The organism is Marinomonas sp. 5E14-1 (genome assembly GCF_039939215.1).
Classification (GTDB): Bacteria; Pseudomonadota; Gammaproteobacteria; order Pseudomonadales; family Marinomonadaceae; genus Marinomonas.
In genome coordinates, this window is the sequence record NZ_JBDXMW010000020.1 from 19,199 (window position 1) to 44,084 (window position 24,886).

General features: G+C 43.7%; 22 protein-coding genes. 9 read left to right on the plus strand and 13 right to left on the minus strand.

Going from position 1 to position 24,886, the window contains the following annotated elements:
- Positions 1 to 36: 36 nt before the first annotated feature.
- Genes ABFY09_RS14400 through ABFY09_RS14410 form a run of 3 tightly spaced genes read right to left on the minus strand, consistent with a single transcriptional unit; the run spans position 37 to position 2,892 of the window.
- Positions 37 to 1,233, minus strand: coding sequence for a type II and III secretion system protein (locus ABFY09_RS14400; RefSeq protein ID WP_347984973.1), 1,197 nt, complete (start codon positions 1,231 to 1,233; stop codon positions 37 to 39).
- The gene (locus ABFY09_RS14405) at positions 1,230 to 1,934 is read right to left on the minus strand and encodes a hypothetical protein (RefSeq protein WP_347984974.1); all 705 of its coding nucleotides are present in this window, start codon (positions 1,932 to 1,934) and stop codon (positions 1,230 to 1,232) included. The genes ABFY09_RS14400 and ABFY09_RS14405 overlap by 4 nt, the downstream gene beginning before the upstream one ends.
- Positions 1,903 to 2,892, minus strand: coding sequence for a hypothetical protein (locus ABFY09_RS14410; protein ID WP_347984975.1), 990 nt, complete (start codon positions 2,890 to 2,892; stop codon positions 1,903 to 1,905). Before ABFY09_RS14410 ends, ABFY09_RS14405 begins: the two co-directional genes overlap by 32 nt.
- A 153-nt stretch (positions 2,893 to 3,045) precedes the next feature.
- Here ABFY09_RS14410 and ABFY09_RS14415 point away from each other — a divergent pair, with 153 nt between their 5' ends.
- Positions 3,046 to 5,490 carry a penicillin-binding protein 1A gene (locus ABFY09_RS14415; protein WP_347984976.1) on the plus strand — a complete coding sequence of 815 codons (2,445 nt, stop codon included), beginning with the start codon at positions 3,046 to 3,048 and terminating at the stop codon, positions 5,488 to 5,490.
- Positions 5,491 to 5,553: 63 nt separating this feature from the next.
- On the opposite strand, the gene ABFY09_RS14420 is transcribed toward ABFY09_RS14415, so the two are convergent.
- The 6 genes from ABFY09_RS14420 to rpmE all read right to left on the minus strand — a co-directional run bounded on the left by ABFY09_RS14420 (position 5,554) and on the right by rpmE (position 10,920).
- A complete protein-coding gene (locus ABFY09_RS14420; protein ID WP_347984977.1) occupies positions 5,554 to 5,985 on the minus strand; it encodes a hypothetical protein in 432 nt (143 codons plus the stop codon).
- A 24-nt stretch (positions 5,986 to 6,009) separates the two neighbouring features.
- Positions 6,010 to 7,623 (minus strand): CRTAC1 family protein, encoded by a 1,614-nt coding sequence (locus ABFY09_RS14425; RefSeq protein WP_347984978.1) that lies wholly within the window; start codon positions 7,621 to 7,623, stop codon positions 6,010 to 6,012.
- The gene (locus ABFY09_RS14430; protein WP_347984979.1) at positions 7,623 to 8,294 is read right to left on the minus strand and encodes a DUF6796 family protein; all 672 of its coding nucleotides are present in this window, start codon (positions 8,292 to 8,294) and stop codon (positions 7,623 to 7,625) included. Before ABFY09_RS14430 ends, ABFY09_RS14425 begins: the two co-directional genes overlap by 1 nt.
- A 176-nt stretch (positions 8,295 to 8,470) precedes the next feature.
- On the minus strand, positions 8,471 to 9,739 hold the full coding sequence (locus tag ABFY09_RS14435) for a malic enzyme-like NAD(P)-binding protein (RefSeq protein ID WP_347984980.1): 1,269 nt from the start codon (positions 9,737 to 9,739) through the stop codon (positions 8,471 to 8,473).
- 183 nt (positions 9,740 to 9,922) lie between these two features.
- The gene (locus ABFY09_RS14440) at positions 9,923 to 10,696 is read right to left on the minus strand and encodes a thermonuclease family protein (RefSeq protein ID WP_347984981.1); all 774 of its coding nucleotides are present in this window, start codon (positions 10,694 to 10,696) and stop codon (positions 9,923 to 9,925) included.
- 8 nt (positions 10,697 to 10,704) lie between these two features.
- Positions 10,705 to 10,920 (minus strand): 50S ribosomal protein L31, encoded by a 216-nt coding sequence (rpmE, locus tag ABFY09_RS14445; RefSeq protein WP_347984982.1) that lies wholly within the window; start codon positions 10,918 to 10,920, stop codon positions 10,705 to 10,707.
- Positions 10,921 to 11,188: 268 nt separating this feature from the next.
- Between rpmE and ABFY09_RS14450 the strand changes: the two genes are divergently transcribed.
- The 6 genes from ABFY09_RS14450 to ABFY09_RS14475 all read left to right on the plus strand — a co-directional run bounded on the left by ABFY09_RS14450 (position 11,189) and on the right by ABFY09_RS14475 (position 17,183).
- Positions 11,189 to 13,420: a primosomal protein N' gene (locus tag ABFY09_RS14450; RefSeq protein WP_347984983.1), complete on the plus strand. Its 2,232-nt coding sequence runs from the start codon at positions 11,189 to 11,191 to the stop codon at positions 13,418 to 13,420.
- A gap of 67 nt (positions 13,421 to 13,487) precedes the next feature.
- Positions 13,488 to 14,093, plus strand: coding sequence for an SPOR domain-containing protein (locus ABFY09_RS14455; RefSeq protein ID WP_347984984.1), 606 nt, complete (start codon positions 13,488 to 13,490; stop codon positions 14,091 to 14,093).
- Positions 14,094 to 14,204: 111 nt separating this feature from the next.
- Positions 14,205 to 14,756, plus strand: a complete 552-nt coding sequence (gene hslV, locus ABFY09_RS14460) for an ATP-dependent protease subunit HslV (protein ID WP_347984985.1) — start codon at positions 14,205 to 14,207, stop codon at positions 14,754 to 14,756.
- Between the two features lie 55 nt (positions 14,757 to 14,811).
- Positions 14,812 to 16,134, plus strand: a complete 1,323-nt coding sequence (gene hslU / locus ABFY09_RS14465; protein WP_347984986.1) for an HslU--HslV peptidase ATPase subunit — start codon at positions 14,812 to 14,814, stop codon at positions 16,132 to 16,134.
- Between the two features lie 9 nt (positions 16,135 to 16,143).
- On the plus strand, positions 16,144 to 16,527 hold the full coding sequence (locus ABFY09_RS14470; protein WP_347984993.1) for a DUF971 domain-containing protein: 384 nt from the start codon (positions 16,144 to 16,146) through the stop codon (positions 16,525 to 16,527).
- Positions 16,528 to 16,556: 29 nt separating this feature from the next.
- Positions 16,557 to 17,183, plus strand: coding sequence for an SCP2 sterol-binding domain-containing protein (locus ABFY09_RS14475; RefSeq protein WP_347984987.1), 627 nt, complete (start codon positions 16,557 to 16,559; stop codon positions 17,181 to 17,183).
- On the opposite strand, the gene ABFY09_RS14480 is transcribed toward ABFY09_RS14475, so the two are convergent.
- The 4 genes from ABFY09_RS14480 to ilvA form a co-directional block, all read right to left on the minus strand.
- Positions 17,176 to 18,042, minus strand: a complete 867-nt coding sequence (locus tag ABFY09_RS14480) for a DMT family transporter (RefSeq protein WP_347984988.1) — start codon at positions 18,040 to 18,042, stop codon at positions 17,176 to 17,178. The genes ABFY09_RS14475 and ABFY09_RS14480 overlap by 8 nt on opposite strands.
- A 38-nt stretch (positions 18,043 to 18,080) precedes the next feature.
- Positions 18,081 to 19,064 carry an asparaginase gene (locus ABFY09_RS14485; protein ID WP_347984989.1) on the minus strand — a complete coding sequence of 328 codons (984 nt, stop codon included), beginning with the start codon at positions 19,062 to 19,064 and terminating at the stop codon, positions 18,081 to 18,083.
- Between the two features lie 122 nt (positions 19,065 to 19,186).
- On the minus strand, positions 19,187 to 20,920 hold the full coding sequence (argS, locus tag ABFY09_RS14490) for an arginine--tRNA ligase (RefSeq protein ID WP_347984990.1): 1,734 nt from the start codon (positions 20,918 to 20,920) through the stop codon (positions 19,187 to 19,189).
- Positions 20,921 to 21,054: 134 nt separating this feature from the next.
- A complete protein-coding gene (gene ilvA, locus ABFY09_RS14495; RefSeq protein ID WP_347984994.1) occupies positions 21,055 to 22,560 on the minus strand; it encodes a threonine ammonia-lyase, biosynthetic in 1,506 nt (501 codons plus the stop codon).
- A 242-nt stretch (positions 22,561 to 22,802) separates the two neighbouring features.
- On the opposite strand from ilvA, the gene rpiA reads away from it, so the two are divergent.
- Together rpiA and ABFY09_RS14505 are read left to right on the plus strand one after the other, a co-directional pair.
- The gene (gene rpiA / locus ABFY09_RS14500; RefSeq protein WP_347984991.1) at positions 22,803 to 23,474 is read left to right on the plus strand and encodes a ribose-5-phosphate isomerase RpiA; all 672 of its coding nucleotides are present in this window, start codon (positions 22,803 to 22,805) and stop codon (positions 23,472 to 23,474) included.
- Positions 23,475 to 23,696: 222 nt separating this feature from the next.
- A complete protein-coding gene (locus ABFY09_RS14505; protein WP_347984992.1) occupies positions 23,697 to 24,656 on the plus strand; it encodes a class 1 fructose-bisphosphatase in 960 nt (319 codons plus the stop codon).
- Positions 24,657 to 24,886: the final 230 nt, after the last annotated feature.

Genomic DNA, 24,886 nt, shown 5'->3' on the forward strand with positions numbered 1-24,886 from the left:
CAGTTACATCGGAATTAAGCAGAATCAAACTGCGGCCTAGTTATCTGACATTTGTAGCAGCTTTGGAGTAATAAATACAAGTAATTCAACCTTTTCTTGCTGTTCTGAGCGTCTTTTGAACAATGTACCCAGCAAAGGGATGTCACTAAAGAAAGGCACTCGACTTTCAGTTTCGAAGCTTTCCTCTCTGAAAATCCCACCTAAAATAAGCGTTTCTTCATTTTTCACTACCACCTGTGTTTTCAAACGATTCGTTTCAAGGCTCGGAACACCATTGACCAAATCATCAACCGAGTCTTGATGTATTGTTAATTTCAATAAAATACGATTGCCATCTTTCACAAAAGGCGTTACTTCCAGCATTAATGATGCTTGACGAAACTCCACCGTTACCGTTTCATCACTGATGGTTTGATAAGGCACTTCTGTGCCAGATTCTATTTTTGCTACCAAGCCTTCTGAGGTTACTATTTTCGGCTTAGAGATAACTTCTGCAACGCCTTCGCTCTCCATCAGCTCCAATGTAAAATCCAATAACCCAATACTCCCTGAACTGGCAACATTTAAACTTGTGGTGGATACTAATGCGCCTAAGTCGACCGCACCACCAACAGATGACCGAACATTGTCAGACAGTTTAGTTTGCCAATTCACACCGAATTGCGATTGCGCTGTTCGGCTAACTTGTGCAATTTGAGCACTGATTTCGATTTGCCTTAATGGCGCATCTAACCAAGCAAGAGTCTCTTGTAAGCCTTCTGGCAACTCACAGATATGCGCCACAATTGAATTTGTTCGTTCATCAACCACCATAGAAATAGAAGGATACAAAGTTTGTAAGTGCCTACCAACTGAGTCAGCCTTGGCATGCTTGATTAGCCAATAAAACCTTTCGCATTGCGCTCTGCCCTTTTCGTGCTCAGTGACATCCACCGAAATCTCGGGCATTAATACGGCTACTCGGCCTTGCCATTCAAGACGAATACCCGGCTGCTGAGCGACAGCTTCCATAACATCTGCCCAATTAGCATCTTTGACAGATAACGTCAGAAAACCTTCGATATCTGGGCTAATTACCACACTCTCATTCATCTGTGATGCAAGCCACGGCAAAACCTCTTGCAAGGGGCGAGACTCAAAATACACATCCATTGCCGAAGAAGGACGAGACAACAGACATCCCACAAGAACACAAATCGGTATAAAAAACTTATTCATTGTTGGCGTCATCATTGCTCTCTCCTTTCCCTGAATTGCAGCGCAACTTGGTCACCGTCTTTACCTATCAAAGTCACTCGATCAAAGACGACAAGATCGACAGTCAGTCCTGCCGCTGGCAACCAACTCCCTTGACGAACCCAGTGTTGACTGTCCTTATGCTTCAATAAGGCAGAAGCACTCTCACCAATGCGCATAGTCGAAACTAGAGTCCAGTCTTCCTCGATAAAGCGCCCAGCTTTTAGATTCGTCGGCAACCAGTCTTCATAAGCTCGATTTCTTTTCGGTTCTTGGATATCAAACAACAATTGACCATGCCAAGCGCCATCTTGCTCACTTTCCCAAGAGGCAGAGACAAGCCTTAACGCAATTTTTTCCTGAACTTTTTCAAGCAAGACTTGCCACTCTTTTATCAAGGTACGGCCTTCTACCTGCCAAGTCGTGGCAGCACCCTGAACTTTATCCCCCACAGAGTAAGTAGCCCAATCTACTTTGAGAAAATCCTTTTCTTCCATCATTCGAGATTGCGTCTGTATTTTCTGCCAAGATGCACTAAGCTGCGCTTTACGTTTTATCTGACGCTCCACATCAAGATATTTTTCAGACAAAACGGGATACCAAGCCAATGCCTGCACAAAAATCAGCAAGCACACTCTAGAACAGCTCACAGTAAACAAAAAAGCTCTATTCGCTTTCAAAAACTGAGATAAAAACATCCAACACCTCCTTACTAGATTCCGAAAGAGACAACACATCGCTAGATGTTTGATGTAATTCAGAGACTTGCCAACGCCAATTCGGGAAACGCTGTTGCCAGCTTATAAGCAAGGGTTCAAACTCTTCCTGCGTTAAGGTCAATTGGAAATCGGCTTGCTGGTTTTGCCCGTCAAAAGAGACCAAACGAACTGACGTAGGCAGCGCTTGCATCAATCGTAAAGTTGATAATACAAAATCATTTGGCTCTTGATATGACGCCCAAGCTGACTGCCTTTCTAATAGGCTTTGCCGTTCTGTTAAAGACTGATGGATACGCTGTTCTAGCGATAAAAAATATCCATAAGCGATGCTGTGAATCGAGACACTGAAAAGCAACAAACAGAGCCAAAGCCGTTTCATCTGTTGACTCTTTTTATAGTCAGGTTGATAAGAAGAAAGCGCATATTTCGACAGAGCCGACCATGATCGCAAGCTCGGCTTTGTGCTTTGCCAGAGACTAATCGGTACAATCAGGCAGGACACATTCTTCGACTGAAAAGGAGAGACGAGCTGCTTATTCCATTCTGCAGAGCAAGCAAATACGGACAGCTGAATTTGCTTATCTTCTACCAAGGCTTTTCGGAAACTAAACAACACAGTTTCCGGGGCCGAAAAGGTACTTTCCACTGCGTATGATAAAGCCGCTAAAGGCAGTAACGACGATGGTGTTAAAGGCTCTAAAACATGCTTAGAAACAGATAACCAATGATCTGGGACCAGAATCACGGCACGAGATTTCACTTTGCAATCATTAATGAAAAGAGTCTTCTGCATCGCAAAGAGTTGGGAAGAATCAGGAATGAAATCGGATGATTGCAGCGAAGTATCAATCCGTTTTTCTATCTCATTTCTGTCATAGAAAGTGCATTTGTCAGCGCTATACAAAGCGACCGAATAGGGCTTAATTAGCTTCATCATTCATCCTTGAAATAGTAAGCAGAGATACAAGTTTTACTAATTGACTTCCATGCCAATTTTTTAACAAGATAACACGAATTCGTGCAAAGTTAAGCGCCAATTCCATTCGGATTTTAGGTATACTAAACTTTTATCTGCATTCATTGGATTCATATGGGCAAGGCATTCAAGATATTGTTTTTTCTAGGTCTCTTCGGTGCAATTAGCGCTGCAGCAATTACCTATGGAATTTATCACAGTGTGAAGGACCGCATTCCCACCGTAGAGGAACTGAAAGACATAGAACTAAAGATCCCTTTACGTATTTATACCGCTGACAATCAACTTATTGGTGAATTTGGTGACCAACGCCGTACACCAATAAAATATGCCGATATTCCACAAGGCTTAGAACATGCCATCTTGGCCGCTGAAGACACCAATTTTTATACCCATCCTGGCGTTGATATTATGGGCTTGGGACGAGCTGTTTTCCAGTTGGTTACAACAGGGGAAAAGCAAGGCGGTGGCAGTACCATCACCATGCAGGTTTCTAGAAACTATTTCTTATCTTTTGAGCAAACCTTCACTCGTAAATTTACTGAGATCTTCATCTCTTTAAAAATGGAAAAAGAGCTAACGAAGCATGAAATACTCGAGCTTTACGTCAATAAAATTTATCTTGGCAACCGTGCTTACGGCTTTGAAGCCGCCGCTCAAGTCTATTATGGCAAAAGCCTTCCTGAGTTAAATTTAGCTCAATTAGCCATGATTGCAGGCTTACCGAAAGCCCCTTCTCGATACAACCCTGTCGTTAATCCATCACGTGCTTTAATCCGCCGAAACTGGATTCTACAACGCATGCTTTCCCTTGGCATGATAGATAAAACCGAGTACCAAACCGCAGTCGAAGCCCCAATCACTTCTAAGAATCATGGTGTCACACCGGATATCGAAGCTGGCTATATCGCTGAAATGGTTCGAGCTGAGCTCTACAACACCTTTGGTGATGACCTTTACAGCACAGGTATGTCGGTTTACACCACTATAGATTCAGGCCATCAGAAAGCCGCCAATTCCGCTGTTTTTAATGGCGTTTTGAATTATGACATGCGCCACGGCTACCGAGGTTCTATTGAAACTCGCGTGGACCTTGTTGAAGCGCCATTAGAAGAGCAAGAGCAAGCTCTCCAAGACATAGGCCGATTTAAAGACTGGCAGACAGCATTGGTTTTAGAAACAACAGACACAACAGCTGACGTTCGTTTATCTAACGGTGAGCGCACAACACTTTCTTGGGATGCTCTAAAATGGGCAAGACCTTACATTGACGAAAACTATCAAGGCGCTCAACCAAAAGTTGTTGGCGATATACTTGTTCCTGGGGACATCATTCGCTTACGTCCAGACAATAAGCTTAGTTGGATATTAACTCAAAAGCCAACTGTTCAAACCGCTCTGATTTCATTAAACAGCAAAGATGGCGCGGTTCAAGCATTAGTCGGTGGATTCAATTTCTATGAGAATAAATTCAACCGCATTACTCAATCCAAACGTCAACCTGGATCAAACTTTAAACCCTTTGTTTACGCAAGCGCACTGAGCAGCGGTTACACAGCAGCCAGTATTATTAATGATGCACCTGTGGTTTTTAATGATTCAAACTTAGCTTCTGCATGGCGCCCAACCAATGATGGCGGTCGATTCTATGGACCAACGCGATTACGTCAGGCGCTTTATCGTTCACAGAATGTTGTTTCTGTCCGTTTACTTGATGAGCTAGGTATTCGCCCTACTCTAAACTTCTTACGCCGCTTTGGATTTGATCCAAATGAGCTGCCGCATAACTTATCACTGTCACTGGGTAGTGCTAACTTATCACCTTTACAAATTGCGACTGGCTATGCAGTGTTCTCGAATGGCGGCTATCAAGTTCAGCCTTACTTGATTAATAAAGTCATTGATCGAAACAACCAGACCTTATTCCAAGCCAACCCTGTTACCGTTTGTACCACTTGTACTGCGCTCGAAAAAACGAATGATGACGAACCTCAAATAGGGTTGTTCGATACGCCTAACGGCATTCGCAGTTTGCCGATTGCACCGCAAGTACTTGACCCTGAAGTAAACTACATCATTTACGACATGATGCGAGATGTCATTAAGTACGGTACTGGACGTCGTGCATTGGTGTTAAAACGTGATGATATTGCAGGCAAAACAGGTACCACCAATGATGGCCGTGATGCTTGGTTCTCTGGCTTCAATGGCGACATAGTTACTTCGGTATGGAGTGGCTTTGATAACTCTTCGCCACTAGGTCGAGGCGAATGGGGTGGATCAGTTTCTCTACCACCGTGGATAGACTATATGCGTTATGCGTTGAACGGCACACAATCATCGTTTGTCACCAAGCCTTCATCTTTGGTCACTGTCCGTATTGATCCAAAAACAGGTGAACGCGCTTTGCCAGGTCAATCAGATGCCATTTTTGAAATATTCAGACAAAGTAATGTGCCACCTGAACGTGAAACTACCAGCACCTCAGTTCAAAACAGTACGACAAGTGAAACTCAGGAAGCGAAACAAGAAGACAATGCTTTAGAAAACTTGTTCTAAGAAAGAAAGGATAAAAGTGAATACCGATAATGAAAAGCATGATCGGTATTCATAATTTCTAAACTAGCTTGGTAGATTGCATATCTTCTTGTACGGCCCTTTAATAAATAAACCTAGAATCACAATCAATAACGCCAAAGAAATATAACAAGTCGGAATTACCACGCTCAAATCAGAACCGCCTCTCATACCTGCTTGAGCTGTTGGGCATACAGCACCTGCCGAAAAGAACTCCGCAATCGACGCCAACAAAGCAATAATAAAGGCCATTCCCCAACCGACACTGAAAAAGTGATGTTTACAGCCTTTATGTGGAATCAAAAGTGACATCAGCATAAGGCTGTAGGCCGCCAAAACAACATAACATACCGGAATAGAAAACAAATGCGGACAAGCATTGTTTTGAAAATTCTGATAACTGATCGCTAAAGCGCCAAAAAAACCATACAGCACAAGTAATAACAAGCTGATAAAAATCGTTCTATTCTTATTCATAATATTCTTCACTATATTTATTACTTAAGACGCTGGAATATAAGTTTGATTACGGTAATTTCCACTTACTTTTAATTGACGGCCATCTAAGTAATCAATCTGAATCTCTGTTGCTACTGACTGAGCCAAACCAAACACCATGGTATGACTTTGGTCTGAACATAACCCTTCACCCACTATATAAGTCTGCTTTATGACATTGCCGTCTGCTAAGGTTACTGTCACTTTTGCACCAATAGACTCAACCGTATTCGCCAGCATCACTTTTAAGAAGTTATTACGAGGAGAGCGGCTCAAAAAAACCTTCTGTTCACCCAATAAATTGATATGAACCAAGTCCGGCGCACCGTCTTGGTTAAAGTCTGCGGTTAAAGGAGAAATACCGAAAAAACGATTTTGTACGCCAGATTTGTCACCTACTTCACTGAATTCACCAGAGTTGGTTTGTAGCAAAAAGCGACCATCTAAACGCCAGAAAGGCACAGCATGAGTTGGGAAACCAACATAGTTTTCAGAAACGACTAAATCATCTTTTCCATCAAGGTTAAAGTCTTCAAAAATCGCTCCCCATGAGAATTCATAATCAGCAAGTTTGCGCTCTTGAGCAGTATCTTCAAATTCAAACCCGCCTTGGTTTTCAAGCATCATCCATTTTTTGTGTAACACTTGATCATCTCTCAAATCGCCACGAACAATAGCATCTGGCGTTGTTGAACCAACATTAGAAAAGAAGAAGTCAGGCAAACTATTATTACCTAAATCGCTAACAGCAATGCCCATTGGATAAGAAAAGTAGTCACTGGTTGGGTTTGGCATATTGGCAAATTTAAGGTCGCCCAAATTTTTCCAAGTACGTACTTGGCCTGTGTCATGAGCAACAACCAAATCCTCTAAACTGTCATTATCAACGTCAATGAAAATAGCTTGAAACGTATTATGTTGATACTCCAGTCCCGCATCTTTAGTAATATTCTTGAAGCCTGTTCCTGTATTTAAAAACAAGCCACTGATTCCACCGTAGACTTGATTGAAGATGGTTTCCCCTTCAACGTACTCCCGAGCAATATAGCCAGACACATACATATCGAACAAACCATCACGGTTCAAATCCGCAATCGCAACAGAAAGCGGCACCGTCTTGCTATCAAGATCCAAATCCAGCTTAACACCAGTGAAGACGCCTGAGTTATTGGTGTATTGCCATACCCCTGACTGACGAGCAATCAACATATCTGTGTCGCCATCATGGTCTAAATCCATTGTTACAGCGCCATATGTGTCATCAGAAGTATTCTTACGCCATTGAGTAGAAGTCGTTACATCGACAAATTCACCATTTTCATAAGCATAAAAAACATCATTTTGATCCATGCCTCCGCCAATAAACAGCTCTTCCACACCATCGTTGTCAATGTCGATAATGGCACTTGCTGTAAAAGGCAGTGTCAATGTTTCATCATAGCCCGGTACAAAAGGGAGTGTTTTCTCCGTAAATGTTGGAATATCTAAACCGTCACTCGAAATACCATAATCATCCGCTCTATCGTGAACACTTAGCCAAGTCAGCGCAGCAAACAAAAGCGCAATAGCGAGCACCGCATAGCAAAGAATCGATATTAATAATTTTTTAATGTTCATTACTGTGTGTCTCCATCGACTAGGGCTATTGTTGATTTATTTTTTAATGTCACGAGAAGGGATAAAGCAAATACAATAAAAAACGCAACATTTAGAGCGATCGGCATAACATGTTTACCAATTTGTGGAACAGCTAGATACACTAAGAAGCTCATAATGATCAGTAATATTGGATTAAACATCGCCATCCATTTAGGGTAATGAGTGTTGCCTTTTAGAATCAAAACGATGAAAACCACTGATAAAAACAAAGTCGTCAATCGAATCACTTGTAATAAGGTTTCATAACGCAAATCGTATAAAGCCACCAGCGCATCAATTTCAGGGCTTGCTGGTAATTGCATCAACGCAGAGATACTGGCTCTTGAACCAATCCACACGACACCAACCATAAATCCCATTGAGCCAACAATGAAGGCACTGAATGCCCACTTCTTCGAGGCCGGTTTCAACATCAAATATAAGTGATAACAACCAATTGGATAGAGCAAAGCGCCAAATACACCTAGAAAATGACCTAAATTTGTACGTTCAGCACCGATGCCTTTCATAAAATCAAAGCCACCTTCAGCAAAACGAGCCAAAGGATCATAATGCAGTAAGTATTCCCCTGCCCCAACCACGATTGAAGCAAATAACCCCAATATTCCTGTTAACACATACACATTCATAAAGATCCCATTTGATGCTGAATTAAATACATAAGTAATGATTGTAGATACCTATGTGACAACAAAGTTCCTAGCATCCAGATATGTATAGGGAAATAGCTAAATTCTTTCAAATTTTCAAAAAAAAGGGCGATACCTGAATCAGGTATCGCCCTTTTTGAAAAATGTAGTTTTACTTAAGCACCAAAGTGATCAAGGTTTTCAAGTGGATAAAAATCTGGATATGGCAACATGGCAACACCAGAATCCACCGCTGCTTTCGCCACGGCTGCGGATACAGCAGTAAGCAAGCGAGCGTCCATTGGTTTTGGCAAGATGTATTCTTTACCAAAACTTAATGCTGCACCGCCGTATGCTTCAACAACATCTGCAGGCGCCGCTTCTTTCGCAAGATCTTTCAATGCATGAACCGCAGCTACTTTCATTTCTTCGTTAATCTTAGTTGCACGAACATCTAATGCACCACGGAAGATGAAAGGGAAACCAAGTACGTTGTTTACTTGGTTCGGGTAATCAGAACGCCCTGTCGCCATAATCAAATCATTGCGGGTTTTATGAGCTAATTCTGGGCTGATCTCTGGATCAGGGTTTGAACATGCAAACACAATAGGATTTGCTGCCATTTTATTAAGTTGATCAGCGGAGAATAAATCTGGACCAGAGACCCCAATAAATACATCAGCCCCATCAATCGCGTCATCTAAAGTTCGCTTATCTGTATCGATCGCAAACATAGCTTTGAACTGGTTTAAATCGTCACGACCAGAGTGAATCACGCCCTTACGGTCAAGCACAAAAATATTTTCACGCTGAGCACCACAAGCAATAATCAGCTTCATACAAGCCGTTGCCGCCGCACCTGCTCCTAAACAAACAATTTTCGCCGTCGCGATATCTTTGCCTTGTAATTCAAGCGCATTAAGAAGACCAGCAGCCGTTACAATCGCTGTACCATGTTGATCATCATGGAAAACAGGAATAGAACAACGTTCAATTAATTGACGCTCAATTTCAAAGCATTCTGGTGCTTTAATGTCTTCTAAATTAATACCGCCGTAAGTATTAGCAATACGAGCGACCGTATCGATAAAGGCTTGCGGACTTTCAGATTCTACTTCCACATCAACAGAGTTAATACCAGCAAAGCGTTTAAACAACAGACCTTTACCTTCCATAACAGGTTTACTGGCCAATGGGCCTAAGTTACCTAAACCAAGAATCGCGGAACCATCAGAAATAACAGCAACCAGATTGCCTTTACCTGTGTATCGGTAAGCATTTTCTGGGTCTTTTGCGATTTCACGACAAGGTTCAGCAACACCTGGGCTATAAGCTAAAGAAAGGTCACGAGCGGTAGCCGTTGGCTTAGTAATAGTAACGCTCAATTTACCTGGGACTGGATTTTCATGGTAATCCAGTGCTGCTTGCATAATATCTTCTGCCATTATGATGTTTCCGTCTGTTTGGTGTTATTAGTATTGTGTTGGCCACATAGTACCTTACTGATAATCCGACACTACAGAAGTCATAAGATTAAAAGGTGGTACATTATATTTGTGAATGTCGAGCATAATCTATCTGATTGATAGTTTAAAGCGACAAAAGCCTGGATGAGGATAATTTAATTGCTAGTGCTGTTCAATCAACTGCAAATCGTTAGGATGTTTAACAGAAAGTACCCAAGACTTGAATTCAGTATTGCGGTTCTTACGTTGATGCTGCCAGCCTCGAACTTCGACTTCCTTCCCTTCAAGATTGAACACTTTCTGGGCAAGCCAATAGTCCATAGCATTAGGCGGTAGGTTAATCACCAAGTCTTGACCGGTTTCTAACCACCAGCCACCACGGTTTCGAGTAACGGAGGTGATGGTAACGCGAGAGATAGCAAAGCCAGCTTTTGGCTGCCATTGCAAGGAGCCCCTCCACAGTCTTTTTTCAGACTGTCGCGCAAACTCTTCTGCTTGCTGAAAGCACGATTGATATTCTAAATCTGGCGGAACAGCAATACGATAACCTAGCCCTTCCGCCAATAGTTGGCTCGTCAATGACACGCCATTTTTATCAAAAAGATAATATAGGTAACGGCCATAACGGTCTCGACCACTTTTTGAAGTTTGAATATACACTTCTTGATCAAGAAGAGAACGAAGGAAATCTGTCGCTTCTTCAGCATACAGGTCATGACGACCATGTTTGTGGTCAAGCTCTGGCGTATTAAGGCCAACAAAGCGCACTTTCCGACCATCTTCTAGATGCAGTGTATCGCCATCTATAATTCTTTTGATTTTTGCTTCTTCAAGCGACCCGACTGCGATACAGCTTTCTTCTGCCAATACAGAAAAGGACAAAAACAAAAAAAGCGCCAAGGAAACTTGACGCTTTTTTAATAAGATCACTTTCATGCCACCAATTATTTAGTAGTACGACGTGCTCCGAAACGCTTGTTAAAGCGATCAACACGACCACCAGTATCCAACATTTTCTGTTGGCCAGTGTAGAAAGGATGGCAGTTGCTGCATACATCAATGTGCATGTCTTTGCCTGCAGTTGAGTTTAGGTTCAACGTGTTACCACAAGTACAAGTTGCAGTAAGTGCAGAGTAATTTGGATGGATATCTTGTTGCATAGTATTTACCTTCTAGTTAGTGTGCCGCCACTTGATCGAAATGTAACTGGGCTTTCGCCTCGTCAAGCACCGCACGTTTGGTTGTACAGACATTGTACAGTGATACCAAGCTGCGTATTCTAAGAGGCAATTGTACGATCAGCAACCTTTTTTATGGATTTGCACAAAAATTTCTTACTCGCACACCACCAGCTGTCTAACGTACACTAAGGTTATATAGTCTAAACTATTTCTTTTTTGCTTTATAAAACAAGAGTTAATCGAATCTATGCAAGAGGCACTTCTTACTCCCTACGCTTTTATAAAAGTCGCCTTACCTGTGCCGATGAGAACCTTGTTCGACTATAAAATCCCAAGAGCGATTGCTCTGAGACATACGTTACAACCAGGTATGCGAGTTAAAGTACCTTTTGGGAGAGGGAGTCGTCTTGGCGTAATTGTTGCTCTGAGTGAAACCAGTGATTGGAACCCAGAGCAAATCAAACCTCTCACGTCCTTACATGATGAAAGCCCTGTTATCACTGCAGAATTAATGGCGTTATGTGAATGGGCCGCCCGTTACTATCATCATCCTATCGGCGATGTCATTTTCCATTCTTTACCAGTGCTTTTACGCAAAGGTGAAAACGCAGAGTTTCGTACAGAAAATTGGTGGCTAACCACACCTGAAGGGCAAAATCTTCCGCTAGAACAATTAAGTCGAGCACCTCGCCAGCAAGATTTTCTGCGCGCCGTACAACAACATCCAAATGGCCTCAGTCAGCACGCGACTTCAGTTCTCGACCTTGCACCTGCGGCAGGAAAAAGTCTGGAAGAAAAAGGCTTATTATACAGAGAACCTCGCTCCTTTAATAAAAGCGGTGAAAAGCACTCACATCAGACCCAAGTGCCACCAACACTCAATCCAGAACAAGCACTCGCAACAGAAGAATTATTAGACTCTCGCCACCATTTCCATGTTTCATTATTGGATGGCGTTACAGGAAGCGGTAAAACCGAGGTGTTTCTGCGCCTTATGGAACGCCTGATAGAAGAAGGCAAACAAATTCTCGTAATGGTTCCTGAGATCGGCCTCACACCTCAAACTCTCAAACGCTTCGAAGTTCGCTTCAATACTGACATCGTTTTAATGCATTCCAATATGAGCGATAGAGAACGCTTGGATGCTTGGCTATTAGCCGCCAATGGTCATGCGAAAATCATTATAGGCACACGATCTGCTGCTTTTATACCGGCTCCAAACCTTGGCCTGATCGTGATAGACGAAGAACATGATTCTTCCTACAAGCAACACGAAGGCTTTCGTTATCATGCTCGCGATCTGGCGATCAAACGGGCTCAGTCTCTGGACATTCCTGTCTTGTTGGCATCGGCAACGCCATCCTACGAAAGCTTAACCAACGCTCTGCAGAAAAAGTTCTCTTGGATAAAATTGCGTCAACGGGCCGGAAACGCTCACATTCCCGAAATGGAAAGAGTGGATCTGCGAGGCAAAAGCCTTATTCATGGTTTTAGTGAACAAGCGCTTGCCAGCATGAGGCTCTGCTTAGAACGCAAAGAGCAAGTTCTTATCTTCCTAAACCGCCGAGGCTACGCTCCGACCCTGATGTGCCATCAATGTGGCTGGATTGCTGCTTGCGATCATTGTGATGTAAACCTAACGGTTCACAAACGAGCCAACAAACTTCATTGCCATCATTGTGATACGCAAAAAGCATTACTGCACACTTGTCCTGAGTGCCAGTCCGAAGAGCTTTTTACCGTCGGAGAAGGCACAGAACAGATAGAAACTCAGCTGCATACCTTGTTTAAAGATACGCCTATTTTGCGCATAGACAGAGACAGCACTCAGCGCAAATCAGCAATGGCAAAATTGACGCAAAAAATTCACGAACATGACCAAGCTATTTTGATTGGCACACAAATGCTTGCCAAAGGTCATCATTTTCCAAATGTCACCTTGGTGATCATCATGGATGCAGATGCAGGTCTTTTCTCTTCAGATTTTCGCGGCATGGAACGAACAGCACAGCTTATTACTCAAGTTGCAGGTCGTGCAGGTCGAGCGAAAAAACCAGGGCATGTTTTATTACAAACCTACCATCCAGATCATGCAGCGATAGAGTGTTTGTGCAACCTAGGTTACGAGCATTTCGCCATTGATGGATTAGCAGAACGCAAATCTTTGTCTTTGCCGCCCTTCTATCATCAAGTCATTATTCGTGCTGAGTCCACTAACGAGCAAGAGGCGATGCAGCTTCTCGCCGCGATGAGAAACGACTTAGAGCCTTACTTATCGAAAGATGTGTATCTTGTTGGCCCGTATACTGCCATCATTGTCCGTAAAGCAGGACAACATAGAGCGCTCATCTCCCTTAAAGCTTCCCATCGAGCCCCTTTGCATCATGCCGTACAATTAATGAGTAACTGGCTTGAACAATCTGCTCGCCAGTATAAAATTCGTTTCGCAATCGACGTAGATCCACTGGAAACTTACTGATCGAGCAAGCATAATGTGCGCATTACACTCAGTATCCCAACTTATGAAACAATCAAAAGCCTAAACTATGTTTAACCCCATTCAAATTGCAGCAAAAGGCAGTCGCCCTAAAAAGGGTGCAACACGCCGTTCTACACCGCAACCAAAGCGCAACACACCTTGGTGGTTATGGCTTCTGGTTCCAGCGATTCTTGCTCTTTTCATCTATGGATTGACGCAACTCAACCAAGTCAAACCTCAGCCTAAACCTGTTGAAAAAGTAAAAGTCACGCCAAAGCCAGCACCGGCAACAAAAGCACCAGTGAAGAAAGAAGATACGGCCGCGGCACCTAAAAAAGACACGTTTGAGTTTTATCAAATACTGCAAAACAGCGAAGTCGATACAAGCCACGTAGACGCATACCAATCTACACCTCGTGGTGAGCAAGATTTCTATTACATGCTACAAGCAGCGTCATTCCGTAATCCAGAGGATGCAGATCGAATGCGCGCACGATTAATCTTAGCAGGGTTGGTTGAAACCGACATTCGTAAAACCATAGGCGAAAATCAGCAACCTTGGTATCGAGTTGTCCTTGGGCCGTATTTATCTCGTTCAAAAATGAATCGAGCAGAAGACAAACTCGCGTCGATGGAAATCTCCCCTTACTCTTATCGCGTCAACAAAGAGTAATAGCTACCTCTAGATTGCACATAGAAAATGAAAACCATGACTGTGTGCAAGCCTTTCCTTGAAATTCTTTGGCTCGCCCCCACTTTGTTAGTATCGAAACTGGAGTAAACCATGACAACAATTCTTACTGTACGTAAAGGCAACCAAGTCGTTGTAGGCGGCGATGGACAAGTATCTTTAGGCAACACTGTGATGAAAGGCAACGCACGTAAAGTTCGTCGTTTATACCGCGGTGAGGTCATTGCTGGATTCGCAGGCGGCACAGCCGATGCTTTCACTCTGTTCGAACGATTTGAAAGCCAGCTTGAAAAGCACCAAGGCCATCTTGTTCGTGCAGCGGTTGATCTTGCGAAAGACTGGCGTTCAGACAGAGCATTACGCAAACTCGAAGCCATGTTGATTGTTGCGAACAAAGAAAGCACTTTAATTATCACAGGCACAGGCGATGTTGTAGAGCCACAACATGGCGCGTTAGCCATTGGTTCTGGTGGCAATTACGCAGAAGCCGCGGCACGAGCTTTGATTGACAACACTGACTTAACAGCCAAAGAGATTGTCGAAAAAAGCCTAGCTATTGCAGCCGACATTTGTGTTTTCACAAACCATAACCTAACAGTTGAAGAAATCACGATCGGTCCACAGATTGAAGATAAATCGGCTTAACATTGCTGATAACTTTGCAGATTACATCACTCAAGAATATAGAAGAGACTGAATCATGAGCAGTATGACCCCAAGAGAGACGGTTAACGCCCTAGACAACCATATTATTGGTCAGCAAAAAGCCAAACGCGCCGTTGCCGTTGCTTTGCGTAATCGCTGGCGTCGCATGCAATTACCTGAAGATATGCGTGCAGAAGTGACCCCAAAAAACATTCTAATGATTGGGCCAACTGGCGTAGGTAAAACAGAAATCGCTCGCCGTTTGGCGAAGTTGTCAAACGCACCTTTCATCAAGATCGAAGCAACCAAGTTCACCGAAGTGGGTTACGTTGGTCGAGATGTTGAATCCATCATTCGCGATCTAGTAGAGATGGCGATCAAAATGCTTCGTGAGCAAGAAACAGCGAAACTACGCCACAAAGCAGAAGACGCAGCTGAGGATCGAATTCTTGATGTGCTACTGCCACCTGCTCGCGGCGGTGATCCAGAATTAGAGAACAACAGCACTCGTCAAACTTTCCGTAAAAAATTACGCGAAGGCCAATTAGACGACAAAGAAATCGATATCGATGTGTCAGATGCACCAATGGGTGTAGAAATCATGACACCGCCAGGCATGGAAGAAATGACAAGCCAGTTGCAAAACATGTTCTCTAGCTTTGGTTCGGATAAAAAGAAAAAGCGTAAGATGAAAGTCAAAGACGCTTTGCGCCAAGTTCGTGATGAAGAAGCCGCTAAGCTAGTCAATGAAGAAGAATTGAAAGCGCGCGCGGTTGAAGCGGTTGAGCAAAACGGCATTGTTTTCTTAGACGAAATCGACAAAGTAGCGAAAAGCTCTGAGCGTTCAAGCGGTGAAGTTTCTCGTGAAGGTGTTCAGCGCGATCTATTGCCTTTGGTTGAAGGCTGCACGGTTAGCACTAAATACGGCATGGTGAAAACCGACCACATTTTGTTTATTGCTTCTGGTGCTTTCCACCTGTCTAAACCATCGGATTTGATTCCTGAACTACAAGGCCGCTTACCTATTCGTGTTGAGTTAGACGCGTTAACCGTTGAAGACTTCAAACGCATCTTGGTCGAGCCAAACGCTTCTTTGACTAAACAATATGTTGCCTTGGCGAAGACAGAAAACATCAACCTGAATTTCACCGAAGAAGGCATTCACCGTATCGCAGAAATCGCGTTCCAGGTGAATGAGAAAACGGAAAACATCGGTGCACGTCGTTTGCACACAGTACTAGAACGCTTATTAGAAGAAGTGTCTTACTCCGCTAGCGACATGCCAGATGATCAAACGGTTGATATCACTGCAGCTTATGTAGATGAGCAACTCGGTGAAATTGCTGAAAACGAAGACCTAAGCCAATACATCCTATAGGACGCTATGATGGCCACACCAACGCCAACACACATTCATTATCACAAACAGTCTCGTGAGTTGGCGTTGACCTTTTCTGACGGTCAATCTTTTCGCCTTAGTGCCGAGTATTTGCGTGTTCACTCGCCTTCTGCGGAAGTGCGGGGCCACGGAATGCAGGTGCCCATTTTACAATACGGCAAAAAAGACGTGAGAGTGAACAACATCGAAGGCGCAGGCAATTATGCGCTAAAAATCGCCTTTGATGACGGTCACGACACCGGACTCTACACGTGGGAATATTTATACAACCTCGGTAAAAACCATGATGAGCTCTGGCAAATGTATCTAGATCGCCTTGAAAAAGAAGGCCAGAAGCGAGAAACTGCCACTATTCAAATCCATCAGCTTTAAACCTGCCACAACGCATCGGGAAGACTCTTATGAGCTCACTTAGTTTGTCTGCTATCAGCACCATCGAACACGCAATTAACCTCGCACTCAAACAAGACACGCCTTCCCAAGCACGACTCAGCAAGCTCGCAGGGCAGCAAGTATTCCTTTTCATCGAAGACTTCTCTTTCATTCTGCAAGTTCATATCCTTGAACAAGGCGTCATGCTGAATAAACCGGAAAGCTTAGACGAGATCGAATTAGACCCAAAACTCGACACTCTGGTACAAGGCCCAAGTTCTGCCTACAGAAAGCTGCTGGAAGGTGACGGATTCTTTGACGGCGACTTACGCATTCAAGGCAACGCACAAGCCTTAATGACATTGCATAAAGTCATGGAAAACTTTGAATTCGATTGGGAAGGTTTATTGGCCGACTACATCGGAGATTTACCTGCGTCCGCTTTGGCTCGGTTACTACGCGCCAAGTGGTCGTGGAGCAAAGAAATCTCCACCAGCGCACGCATCCAACTGGTTCATCACCTACAAACCGACAGCCAGCTTCTACCAAGTAAAATCGAAATCGAACACCATATCGACAACTTAGAGACATTTAGCACTCAGCTTGATCGCTTTGAAGCCAAATTGAGAATGGCAGAAAAAAAGCTCTCTAATTAGCTTTCGCCCGGCTCAAGTAAACGCCTACAATAGTTACAATAAAGCCAACAATCTGAATGGTGGTCATAGATTCACTAAACAAAAAATAGCTCTCTACTGCGGCTAAAGGTGGCGCAAGTAACAACATAGCCGAGACTTGAGATGCTCTCCTACTCTTTCTCAGCAGTGAAACCATTAAGAAAACCCCACCGCCGGATAACACCAAAATCCCCCATGCAACCAGAGCAAAAGACTGCCATCCGACAACAAATAAACTTTCACCCAGGAAAAGCATAAAACTGCAAGACACCACACTCGCCGCCAAGTTTTGAACCGCCATGGAACTGAAAATATCGGACGATGAGATGGACATTTTTTGGTACGTCACTCCCAGCGAAAGAGCCAATATTGCTGTGCACGCTAACGTAAAAGTCAACAAAGAAACGCCGCCGTGACTTACGTCTAACTCTAATGTTGGGCTCACGACTAAGAGTAAGCCAAACATACCGATGAATATTCCAATAATGCCTTTAAGCGAGGTCTTCTCTTTAATCAACACAAACGCCAACAGTGTCACTAAAGCAGGTTGTAATGCACCAATTAACGCCATAATTCCAGCCGGAAGCCCTTTGGCAATCGCCACATAAGCCAAACCAAGATAGAGTCCATTCATTAAGCAGCCAGCAACAATATGCTTAGGTAGCTCCTTCCACTTAGGAAAAGGGCGGCCCAGCACTAAAGCGATTGCGGCAAATAATAAACCTGCACACAAAAAACGGATGCTCAAATACACGTTCGGATCAATGAGGCCAACAATAAATTTGCCAGTTATAAACCCCATCGACCAGATCAGAACCAAGAGTACGGAGAAAACCGCCATGCACTTTCCTTATGGTTACACTCAAATAGCGAACGTGTTTATCGGTTAAAAATGCCTTTAATCTCTCGACTGTCCATGCCCAAACCGATCAACACATGCAGCCTTACAAAAGCCGCTTCGTAGGTTGAATCTTTACCTGAAACAACGCCCGCATTTGTCAGTGCAGATCCAGCGGCATACGCGCCTTCGGCCACACTTCCCGAGCCACATTGACTGACATTCACAATCACTACACCACGATCACTCGCGGCTTTTAATAGTTCAAGAAGCGCTGGATTTTTATCTGGTGCATTGCCTGCGCCATAACTCAATAACACGGCACCTTTCACTTGGTCGTTTAATAAGCCTTGCCAATGCTCCGCTTGAACGCCTGGAAAAACAGGTAAGATAGTCACAGCGTCTTGTTCCATATCTGGAATGTTAACGGTCATAGGAAGCGCTATTTGAAGCCTTTCTTGCCAGCGCCAATCAATCCCTAATTCACCACACACAGGCGCATTCACTGAGCTGAACGCCTGCCAATCACTGGTGTGTGATTTATGTGCTCTGTCTCCTTCGATAAGACGATCCGCAAAGAACAAGAACACGCCTTGTCTCTTCATGGCAATCAATTGCTCACACGCCGAGATCGCTCCAAAAACATTACTCATCGCGTCTGTCCGCGCTTTGAACATTGGTACTTGTGAACCTGTGACGATGATTGGCTTATCACTATTAACAAACATAAAAGATAAAGCTGCCGATGTATAAGCCATCGTATCTGTGCCGTGCAATACGACAAAAGCGTTGTATTTCTGCCATTTACTCTCAATGTCACGAGCAATCGTTACCCAATCTTTTGGTGTCGCATTAGAAGAATCAATCAGCGTGTCGTAACTTTCGATGACAAACTCATGTTCTATTTCTGAGTGTTGTCCAAGCTTCGTAGAAAGTTGCTCGGCAAATGCGGCATCAGGAACCAGTCCATTGTCTGATGGCACCATACCAATCGTGCCACCAGTGTAAGCGATGTAAATTTTCATCTAATTCTCTTCCTAACTCTTTGCTTCTCTTCTCAATCACAGGTTGGGTGCTGAATGATGATTAAAAAAGGCGCTTATCAAAAAGAAAAAGCGCCTTTCGTTTATCCATCTATAAACACCTATTACATGCGTTCTAGGGTTTCGATACCTAATAATGACAAACCGAGCTTCAAGGTCGACGCGGTATTCAATGCCAATTGAAGACGACTGTTTTTAGTCTCATCTTCTGCATTCAAAATTGGACACGCTTCGTAGAAAGTCATGAAGGTTCCAGCTAAGTCATACAAGTACGCGCATAAGAAATGCGGCATGCCATCGTTGGCGACTTGCTGAATCGCTTCTTCGAATTGACACAGTTTGACAGCCAAAGCACGCTCTTGTGCTTCGATAATATTAATGTCACCCGTTAAGCTCGCTACATCGATTTCAGAACGTTTAACAATACTTGCAACACGAGAATAAGCGTACAACAAGTAAGGTGCTGTGTTGCCTTCAAAGCTCAACATAGTATCCCAGTTGAACACATAATCACTGGTACGGTTTTTCGATAAATCCGCGTATTTAACCGACGCAATACCGACAACTCGACTGATATTGCGCAGCTCTTCTTCGCTCATGTCTTCGTTTTTAGACGTCACTAATTTGTAAGCGCGCTCTTGTGCTTCTTCTAACAAAGAAGACAATTTCGCAACGCCACCAGAACGGGTTTTAAACGGTTTCCCATCACTGCCCATTACCGTACCAAATGGCATGTGTTCCAGTTGTGTTTCTGGCTTCACAAAGCCCGCTTTACGAGACAAAGTAAAGATTTGCTGGAAGTGCAAAGATTGACGCGCATCGACAAAATACAAAACACGATCCGCATTTAATGTGTGCTGACGGAAACGTACCGCCGCTAAATCGGTGGTAGCGTATAAGAAACCGCCGCCTGTTTTCTGCACGATAATTGGCGTAATTTCGCCTTCTTTATTAGCAAACTCTTCCATGAACACACATTGTGCGCCATTGGATTCTTGCAACAAACCTTGCTCAGTCAGTTCATTTACCACGTTTTGCAAGTCATCGTTGTAAGCACTTTCTGGCATCACATGTTGACGCTCAAGAGACACGCCCAACATGTCGTAAGTTTCTTCACAGTGTTTCAAAGAGATCTCAATGAAGTCATCCCAAAGCTTCAAACATTCAGCATCACCAGATTGCAAAGCCACAACCAATTCACGCGCACGTGTGGCAAACGCTTCATCATCGTCAAAACAAGTTTTTGCAGCACGGTAGAAGGTTTCAAGATCAGACAAAACCATACTGATTTCAGCCGATTCTTCACGCAAACGTTCCATGTACGCCAACAGCATACCGAACTGAGTTCCCCAATCACCTACATGGTTTTGGCGAACCACATTATGACCAAGAAATTCTAACGTGCGCACTACCGCATCACCAATTACCGTAGAGCGTAAATGGCCTACGTGCATTTCTTTGGCAAGGTTTGGTGCGGAGTAATCAACCACCACGGTTTCAGGCTTAGACACTTCGCCAATATCCAGACGGTCGCTTGTGCGTAACTGAGCCAACTCTTTACCTAACCAAAGGTCTTTCAAAAAGATATTGATAAAACCCGGTCCTGCAATTTCCACCTTGTCCGCAACATCAGACAAATCAAGCTTTTCTAATGTCGCTTGAGCAAATTCACGCGGGTTCATTTTCAAGGCTTTCGCTGCGCCCATAATACCGTTGGCTTGGTAATCACCAAATTGGACTTTGGCTGATTGACGCACCAATGCTGGCGCAGTTTCTGCGGCGCCGGCGGCGGTCATTGCCGCTTGAATACGTTGGTTTAGAAGAGTTTGAATATTCACAAAATAAGCCTTTAAACTGTGTGCGCTGTTGCTAGAACAGCACATCAAAATCACACAACCCTCTGACCGAATAAACAGTCAGAGGGTTGAATTCGAAAAAATAATGGCGCTAATGATAACCGATTTTCAAGCCTTTAGCGAAAGAACAACTTGCAGGCTTCGTTGTTATTTTCGTCTTGATACGGATACCCTAACTCGTCCAGATAATGGGTCACATCGGTTTCTTCTCCAACCGCCTGTAAGCCAACCAACACACGACCATAAGCGTCACCGTGGTTACGATAATGGAACATGGAAATATTCCATTGTCCGCCCAGCATATTTAAGAATTTCAGCAAAGCACCTGGACGTTCAGGGAATTCGAAACTGTATAGCAACTCGCCTTTTTCACTGCGTAAATGTCCGCCAATCATGTGACGAACATGCACTTTCGCCGTTTCATCGTCGGTCAGATCGGTGATTTCATAGTCTTTTAAGTCCGCTAACAATTCTTCACGGCTGTTCGGGCTGCCACCCAATGCAACGCCAACAAAGATCACGGCTTCTTTGTCATCACCATAACGATAGTTAAACTCTGTAATGCTTCTTCCCACAAGCGCTTGGCAAAAGTCTTGAAAACTGCCTGGCGATTCTGGGATTTTAACCGCAATAATGGCTTCGCGTTTTTCGCCTAATTCTGCTCGTTCAGACACATGGCGAAGGCGATCAAAATTCACATTGGCACCACTGTTGATCGCAATTAAGGTTTGGCCCTTGGCGTCTTCACGCTCAATGTATTTTTTCAATCCAGCCAAGGCACAAGCGCCAGCAGGTTCTGTGATCGCGCGCGTGTCATCGTAAATATCTTTAATGGCTGCACACATTTCATCCGTGGTCACGGTGATCACTTCATCTACCGTGTCTTTGGCTATATTAAAAGTGTTTTGACCAATTTCAGCCACAGCAACACCTTCCGCGAAAATGCCCACTTGCGCCAAACGTGTTGGCTTGCCATTTTCCAAGGCAACTTTTAAACAAGCGGCGTCTTGCGGTTCCACACCAATGATTTTGATTTCTGGACGTAAATATTTGATGTAAGCAGACACCCCCGCGATCAAACCGCCACCACCAACAGGAATAAAAATCGCATCAATGTCACCTTCCAGCTGACGAAGGATTTCCATACCAATGGTACCTTGGCCAGCAATCGTGTCTAAATCATCAAACGGGTGAACGTAGACTTGCCCTGTTTTTTCCATGATTTCACGGGATTTTGCTGAGGCTTCGTCAAAAGCATCACCAAATAAAACCACGTCAGCTCCGTGATTTCGAACGGCACTGACTTTAACTTCCGGTGTGGTCGCAGGCATCACAATCGTCGCTTGTATGCCCATTTTGTTCGCCGCTAGCGCTAAACCTTGAGCGTGATTCCCCGCCGACGCAGCGATCACCCCTTTTGCACGTTCTTCTGCGGTGAGCTGAGAAATTTTATTGTATGCCCCACGAATCTTGAAAGAGAAAACAGGCTGTAGATCTTCTCTCTTCAAAATAATCTCGTTGCCTAATCGATTCGATAATTGATTGGCGCGAGACAGTGGTGTTTCTACGGCAACGTCATAAACGTTCGCCTGTAGAATTTTTTTGATCATGGTGTGAGGCATAGTGTTTCCTAAACGAAATAAAGTCGACAGTACGGTGTATAATAAAGCATCCATACTGACTTGATTGGCCGTAAAAAACCGAACATGAAATATACTCTTTCACCACCTTTCACGCAAAGGCAGATCCCATTTTATCTAAGAGAAAACAGATCAAAATACTGACAAGAGAATGATAAAACAGGGTAACAATCACAAAATGAAGCGCCTATAATATCGCCACCATCAGAGGAGGCACTTTCCCCATGACGCAAGACGAACTCAAACAAGCCGTTGCAGAAGCAGCGGTCAAATACATCCTTCCAATGCTAGAAGACGACACCATTGTTGGCGTTGGCACAGGTTCCACGGCCAATCTATTTATTGATGAACTGGCGAAATATAAAAACGACTTTGATGGCACAGTAGCAAGCTCGAAAGCGTCTGCAGAGCGTTTGAACAAACACGGCATTCCAGTTTATGAGTTAAACGGTGTGGGGAACATTCGTGTCTATGTTGACGGCGCGGACGAAAGTAACGAATACCTACATCTTATAAAAGGCGGTGGCGCAGCATTAACTCGCGAAAAAATTGTCGCCGCATGCAGCGAAGAGTTTGTCTGTATTGCTGACGAATCCAAAATGGTCAAAGTATTAGGTGACTTTCCTTTGCCCGTTGAAGTGATTCCTATGGCACGCGGCTATGTGGCACGAGAGTTAGTCAAACTTGGCGGTGATCCCGTTTACCGTGAAGGTGTTATAACAGATAACGGCAACCAGATTCTTGATGTATACAATTTGGATATTTTAAATCCAGCAGAATTAGAAAAAAGCATCGATGGCATCGTCGGCGTCGTCACAAATGGCTTGTTTGCGAAACGCCCTGCTGATGTTTTATTACTGGCGACAAAAGAAGGTGTGAAAACACTTAAGCGATAAGCCACCTTTTCAAATAGACGATTAACAACACTTGGTCGTCTATTTCATTCAAACCAACAACTTCATCTCATCAGAAAAAGCTAACTTTCTCCTAATACTATAAAGTGCCGTGAAACAACTAAAAAATATGCGGCTTTCTGCTCTCCATCACAACCTTAGCTGACACTGGCAAAAGAGAGTGGCATAATTTCGGCACTACAAATAAAAAGGAAGTGTTACACCATGCAAAACCTATCTGATGTTTTAGCAGTAAGCTCAACTCCGGAAAAGCTCAACACAGTTTTAACAGTAACCACTGACACCTGTATCGCCATTTCTGACGCTCTGAAACAAGGTTCGCTTGCAGGTATTCTTGGCATGGCAGGTAATGAAAACGTTCAAGGAGAAGAACAAAAAAAACTAGATGTCATCTCTAATGACATGCTAAAAAGCGCCTTATTAGAATGCTCTGCCGTTAGAGCCATTGCATCAGAAGAAGAAGATTACATTGTTCCTGCAAACACTGATGGCGAATATTTTATCGCTTTTGATCCTCTAGATGGTTCATCAAATATCGATATCAACGCTATGGTTGGCACTATTTTTTCGATTTACCACCAAACAGGTGATAAGCCAGCAACAGAAGCGGATTTTCTAATCCCTGGAAAAGAACAAGTTGCAGCAGGTTATGTGCTTTACGGACCATCCACTATGTTGGTTCTCACAACGGGTAAAGGCGTAAATATGTTTACTTACGACCCGACGAAGCAAGTTTTTACACTAACTCATGAAAACGTTCAGATTCCAAAGGAAACTCAAGAGTTCGCTATTAACATGTCTAACCAACGCTTTTGGTCAGACAATATTCAAAACTATGTGAACGATTTAGTAAAAGGCAAAGACGGCGCTCGTGATAAAAACTTCAATATGCGCTGGGTTGCCGCTATGGTTGGCGATGTACATCGTATTCTTTGTCGTGGTGGCATCTTCCTTTACCCTTGGGATAATAAAGACCCTTCTAAAGCCGGCAAATTGCGCCTAATGTACGAAGCAAACCCAATGGCGATGTTACTCGAACAAGCCAGCGGTAAAGCTCATACACACACACAACGCATATTAGACATCCATCCAGAAGCGATTCACCAACGCGTCGCCGTCATTATTGGCGCAGCAAACGAAGTGGATAAGTGCCTAAGTTATTAACACTTAAAAAAACGCTCTTTCTGAGTCGTTTTGTGGATAAATAGACTGCTTATTAAAAGGAGCCAAACGGCTCCTTTTTTTGCATTTACACAAACGTAGTTAAGGAGAAGACTTACGAGTCAATAGAGTGACTTGGTTGTCATTTATGCAGATGTGTTGAACTCACGAAACAGGCGCAAGTAAATGGAAGCAAGACGCTCTTATTTCTAAATCAGATCTTCCATTTCTTA

Excerpts from the sequence above, each read along its gene's own strand:
- ABFY09_RS14400 (WP_347984973.1), bottom strand. The coding sequence starts at position 1,233 with ATGATGACGCCAACAATGAATAAGTTTTTTATACCGATTTGTGTTCTT.
- ABFY09_RS14405 (WP_347984974.1), bottom strand. The coding sequence starts at position 1,934 with ATGTTTTTATCTCAGTTTTTGAAAGCGAATAGAGCTTTTTTGTTTACT.
- ABFY09_RS14410 (WP_347984975.1), bottom strand. The coding sequence starts at position 2,892 with ATGATGAAGCTAATTAAGCCCTATTCGGTCGCTTTGTATAGCGCTGAC.
- ABFY09_RS14415 (WP_347984976.1), top strand. The coding sequence starts at position 3,046 with ATGGGCAAGGCATTCAAGATATTGTTTTTTCTAGGTCTCTTCGGTGCA.
- ABFY09_RS14420 (WP_347984977.1), bottom strand. The coding sequence starts at position 5,985 with ATGAATAAGAATAGAACGATTTTTATCAGCTTGTTATTACTTGTGCTG.
- ABFY09_RS14425 (WP_347984978.1), bottom strand. The coding sequence starts at position 7,623 with ATGAACATTAAAAAATTATTAATATCGATTCTTTGCTATGCGGTGCTC.
- ABFY09_RS14430 (WP_347984979.1), bottom strand. The coding sequence starts at position 8,294 with ATGAATGTGTATGTGTTAACAGGAATATTGGGGTTATTTGCTTCAATC.
- ABFY09_RS14435 (WP_347984980.1), bottom strand. The coding sequence starts at position 9,739 with ATGGCAGAAGATATTATGCAAGCAGCACTGGATTACCATGAAAATCCA.
- ABFY09_RS14440 (WP_347984981.1), bottom strand. The coding sequence starts at position 10,696 with ATGAAAGTGATCTTATTAAAAAAGCGTCAAGTTTCCTTGGCGCTTTTT.
- rpmE (WP_347984982.1), bottom strand. The coding sequence starts at position 10,920 with ATGCAACAAGATATCCATCCAAATTACTCTGCACTTACTGCAACTTGT.
- ABFY09_RS14450 (WP_347984983.1), top strand. The coding sequence starts at position 11,189 with ATGCAAGAGGCACTTCTTACTCCCTACGCTTTTATAAAAGTCGCCTTA.
- ABFY09_RS14455 (WP_347984984.1), top strand. The coding sequence starts at position 13,488 with ATGTTTAACCCCATTCAAATTGCAGCAAAAGGCAGTCGCCCTAAAAAG.
- hslV (WP_347984985.1), top strand. The coding sequence starts at position 14,205 with ATGACAACAATTCTTACTGTACGTAAAGGCAACCAAGTCGTTGTAGGC.
- hslU (WP_347984986.1), top strand. The coding sequence starts at position 14,812 with ATGAGCAGTATGACCCCAAGAGAGACGGTTAACGCCCTAGACAACCAT.
- ABFY09_RS14470 (WP_347984993.1), top strand. The coding sequence starts at position 16,144 with ATGGCCACACCAACGCCAACACACATTCATTATCACAAACAGTCTCGT.
- ABFY09_RS14475 (WP_347984987.1), top strand. The coding sequence starts at position 16,557 with ATGAGCTCACTTAGTTTGTCTGCTATCAGCACCATCGAACACGCAATT.
- ABFY09_RS14480 (WP_347984988.1), bottom strand. The coding sequence starts at position 18,042 with ATGGCGGTTTTCTCCGTACTCTTGGTTCTGATCTGGTCGATGGGGTTT.
- ABFY09_RS14485 (WP_347984989.1), bottom strand. The coding sequence starts at position 19,064 with ATGAAAATTTACATCGCTTACACTGGTGGCACGATTGGTATGGTGCCA.
- ilvA (WP_347984994.1), bottom strand. The coding sequence starts at position 22,560 with ATGCCTCACACCATGATCAAAAAAATTCTACAGGCGAACGTTTATGAC.
- rpiA (WP_347984991.1), top strand. The coding sequence starts at position 22,803 with ATGACGCAAGACGAACTCAAACAAGCCGTTGCAGAAGCAGCGGTCAAA.
- ABFY09_RS14505 (WP_347984992.1), top strand. The coding sequence starts at position 23,697 with ATGCAAAACCTATCTGATGTTTTAGCAGTAAGCTCAACTCCGGAAAAG.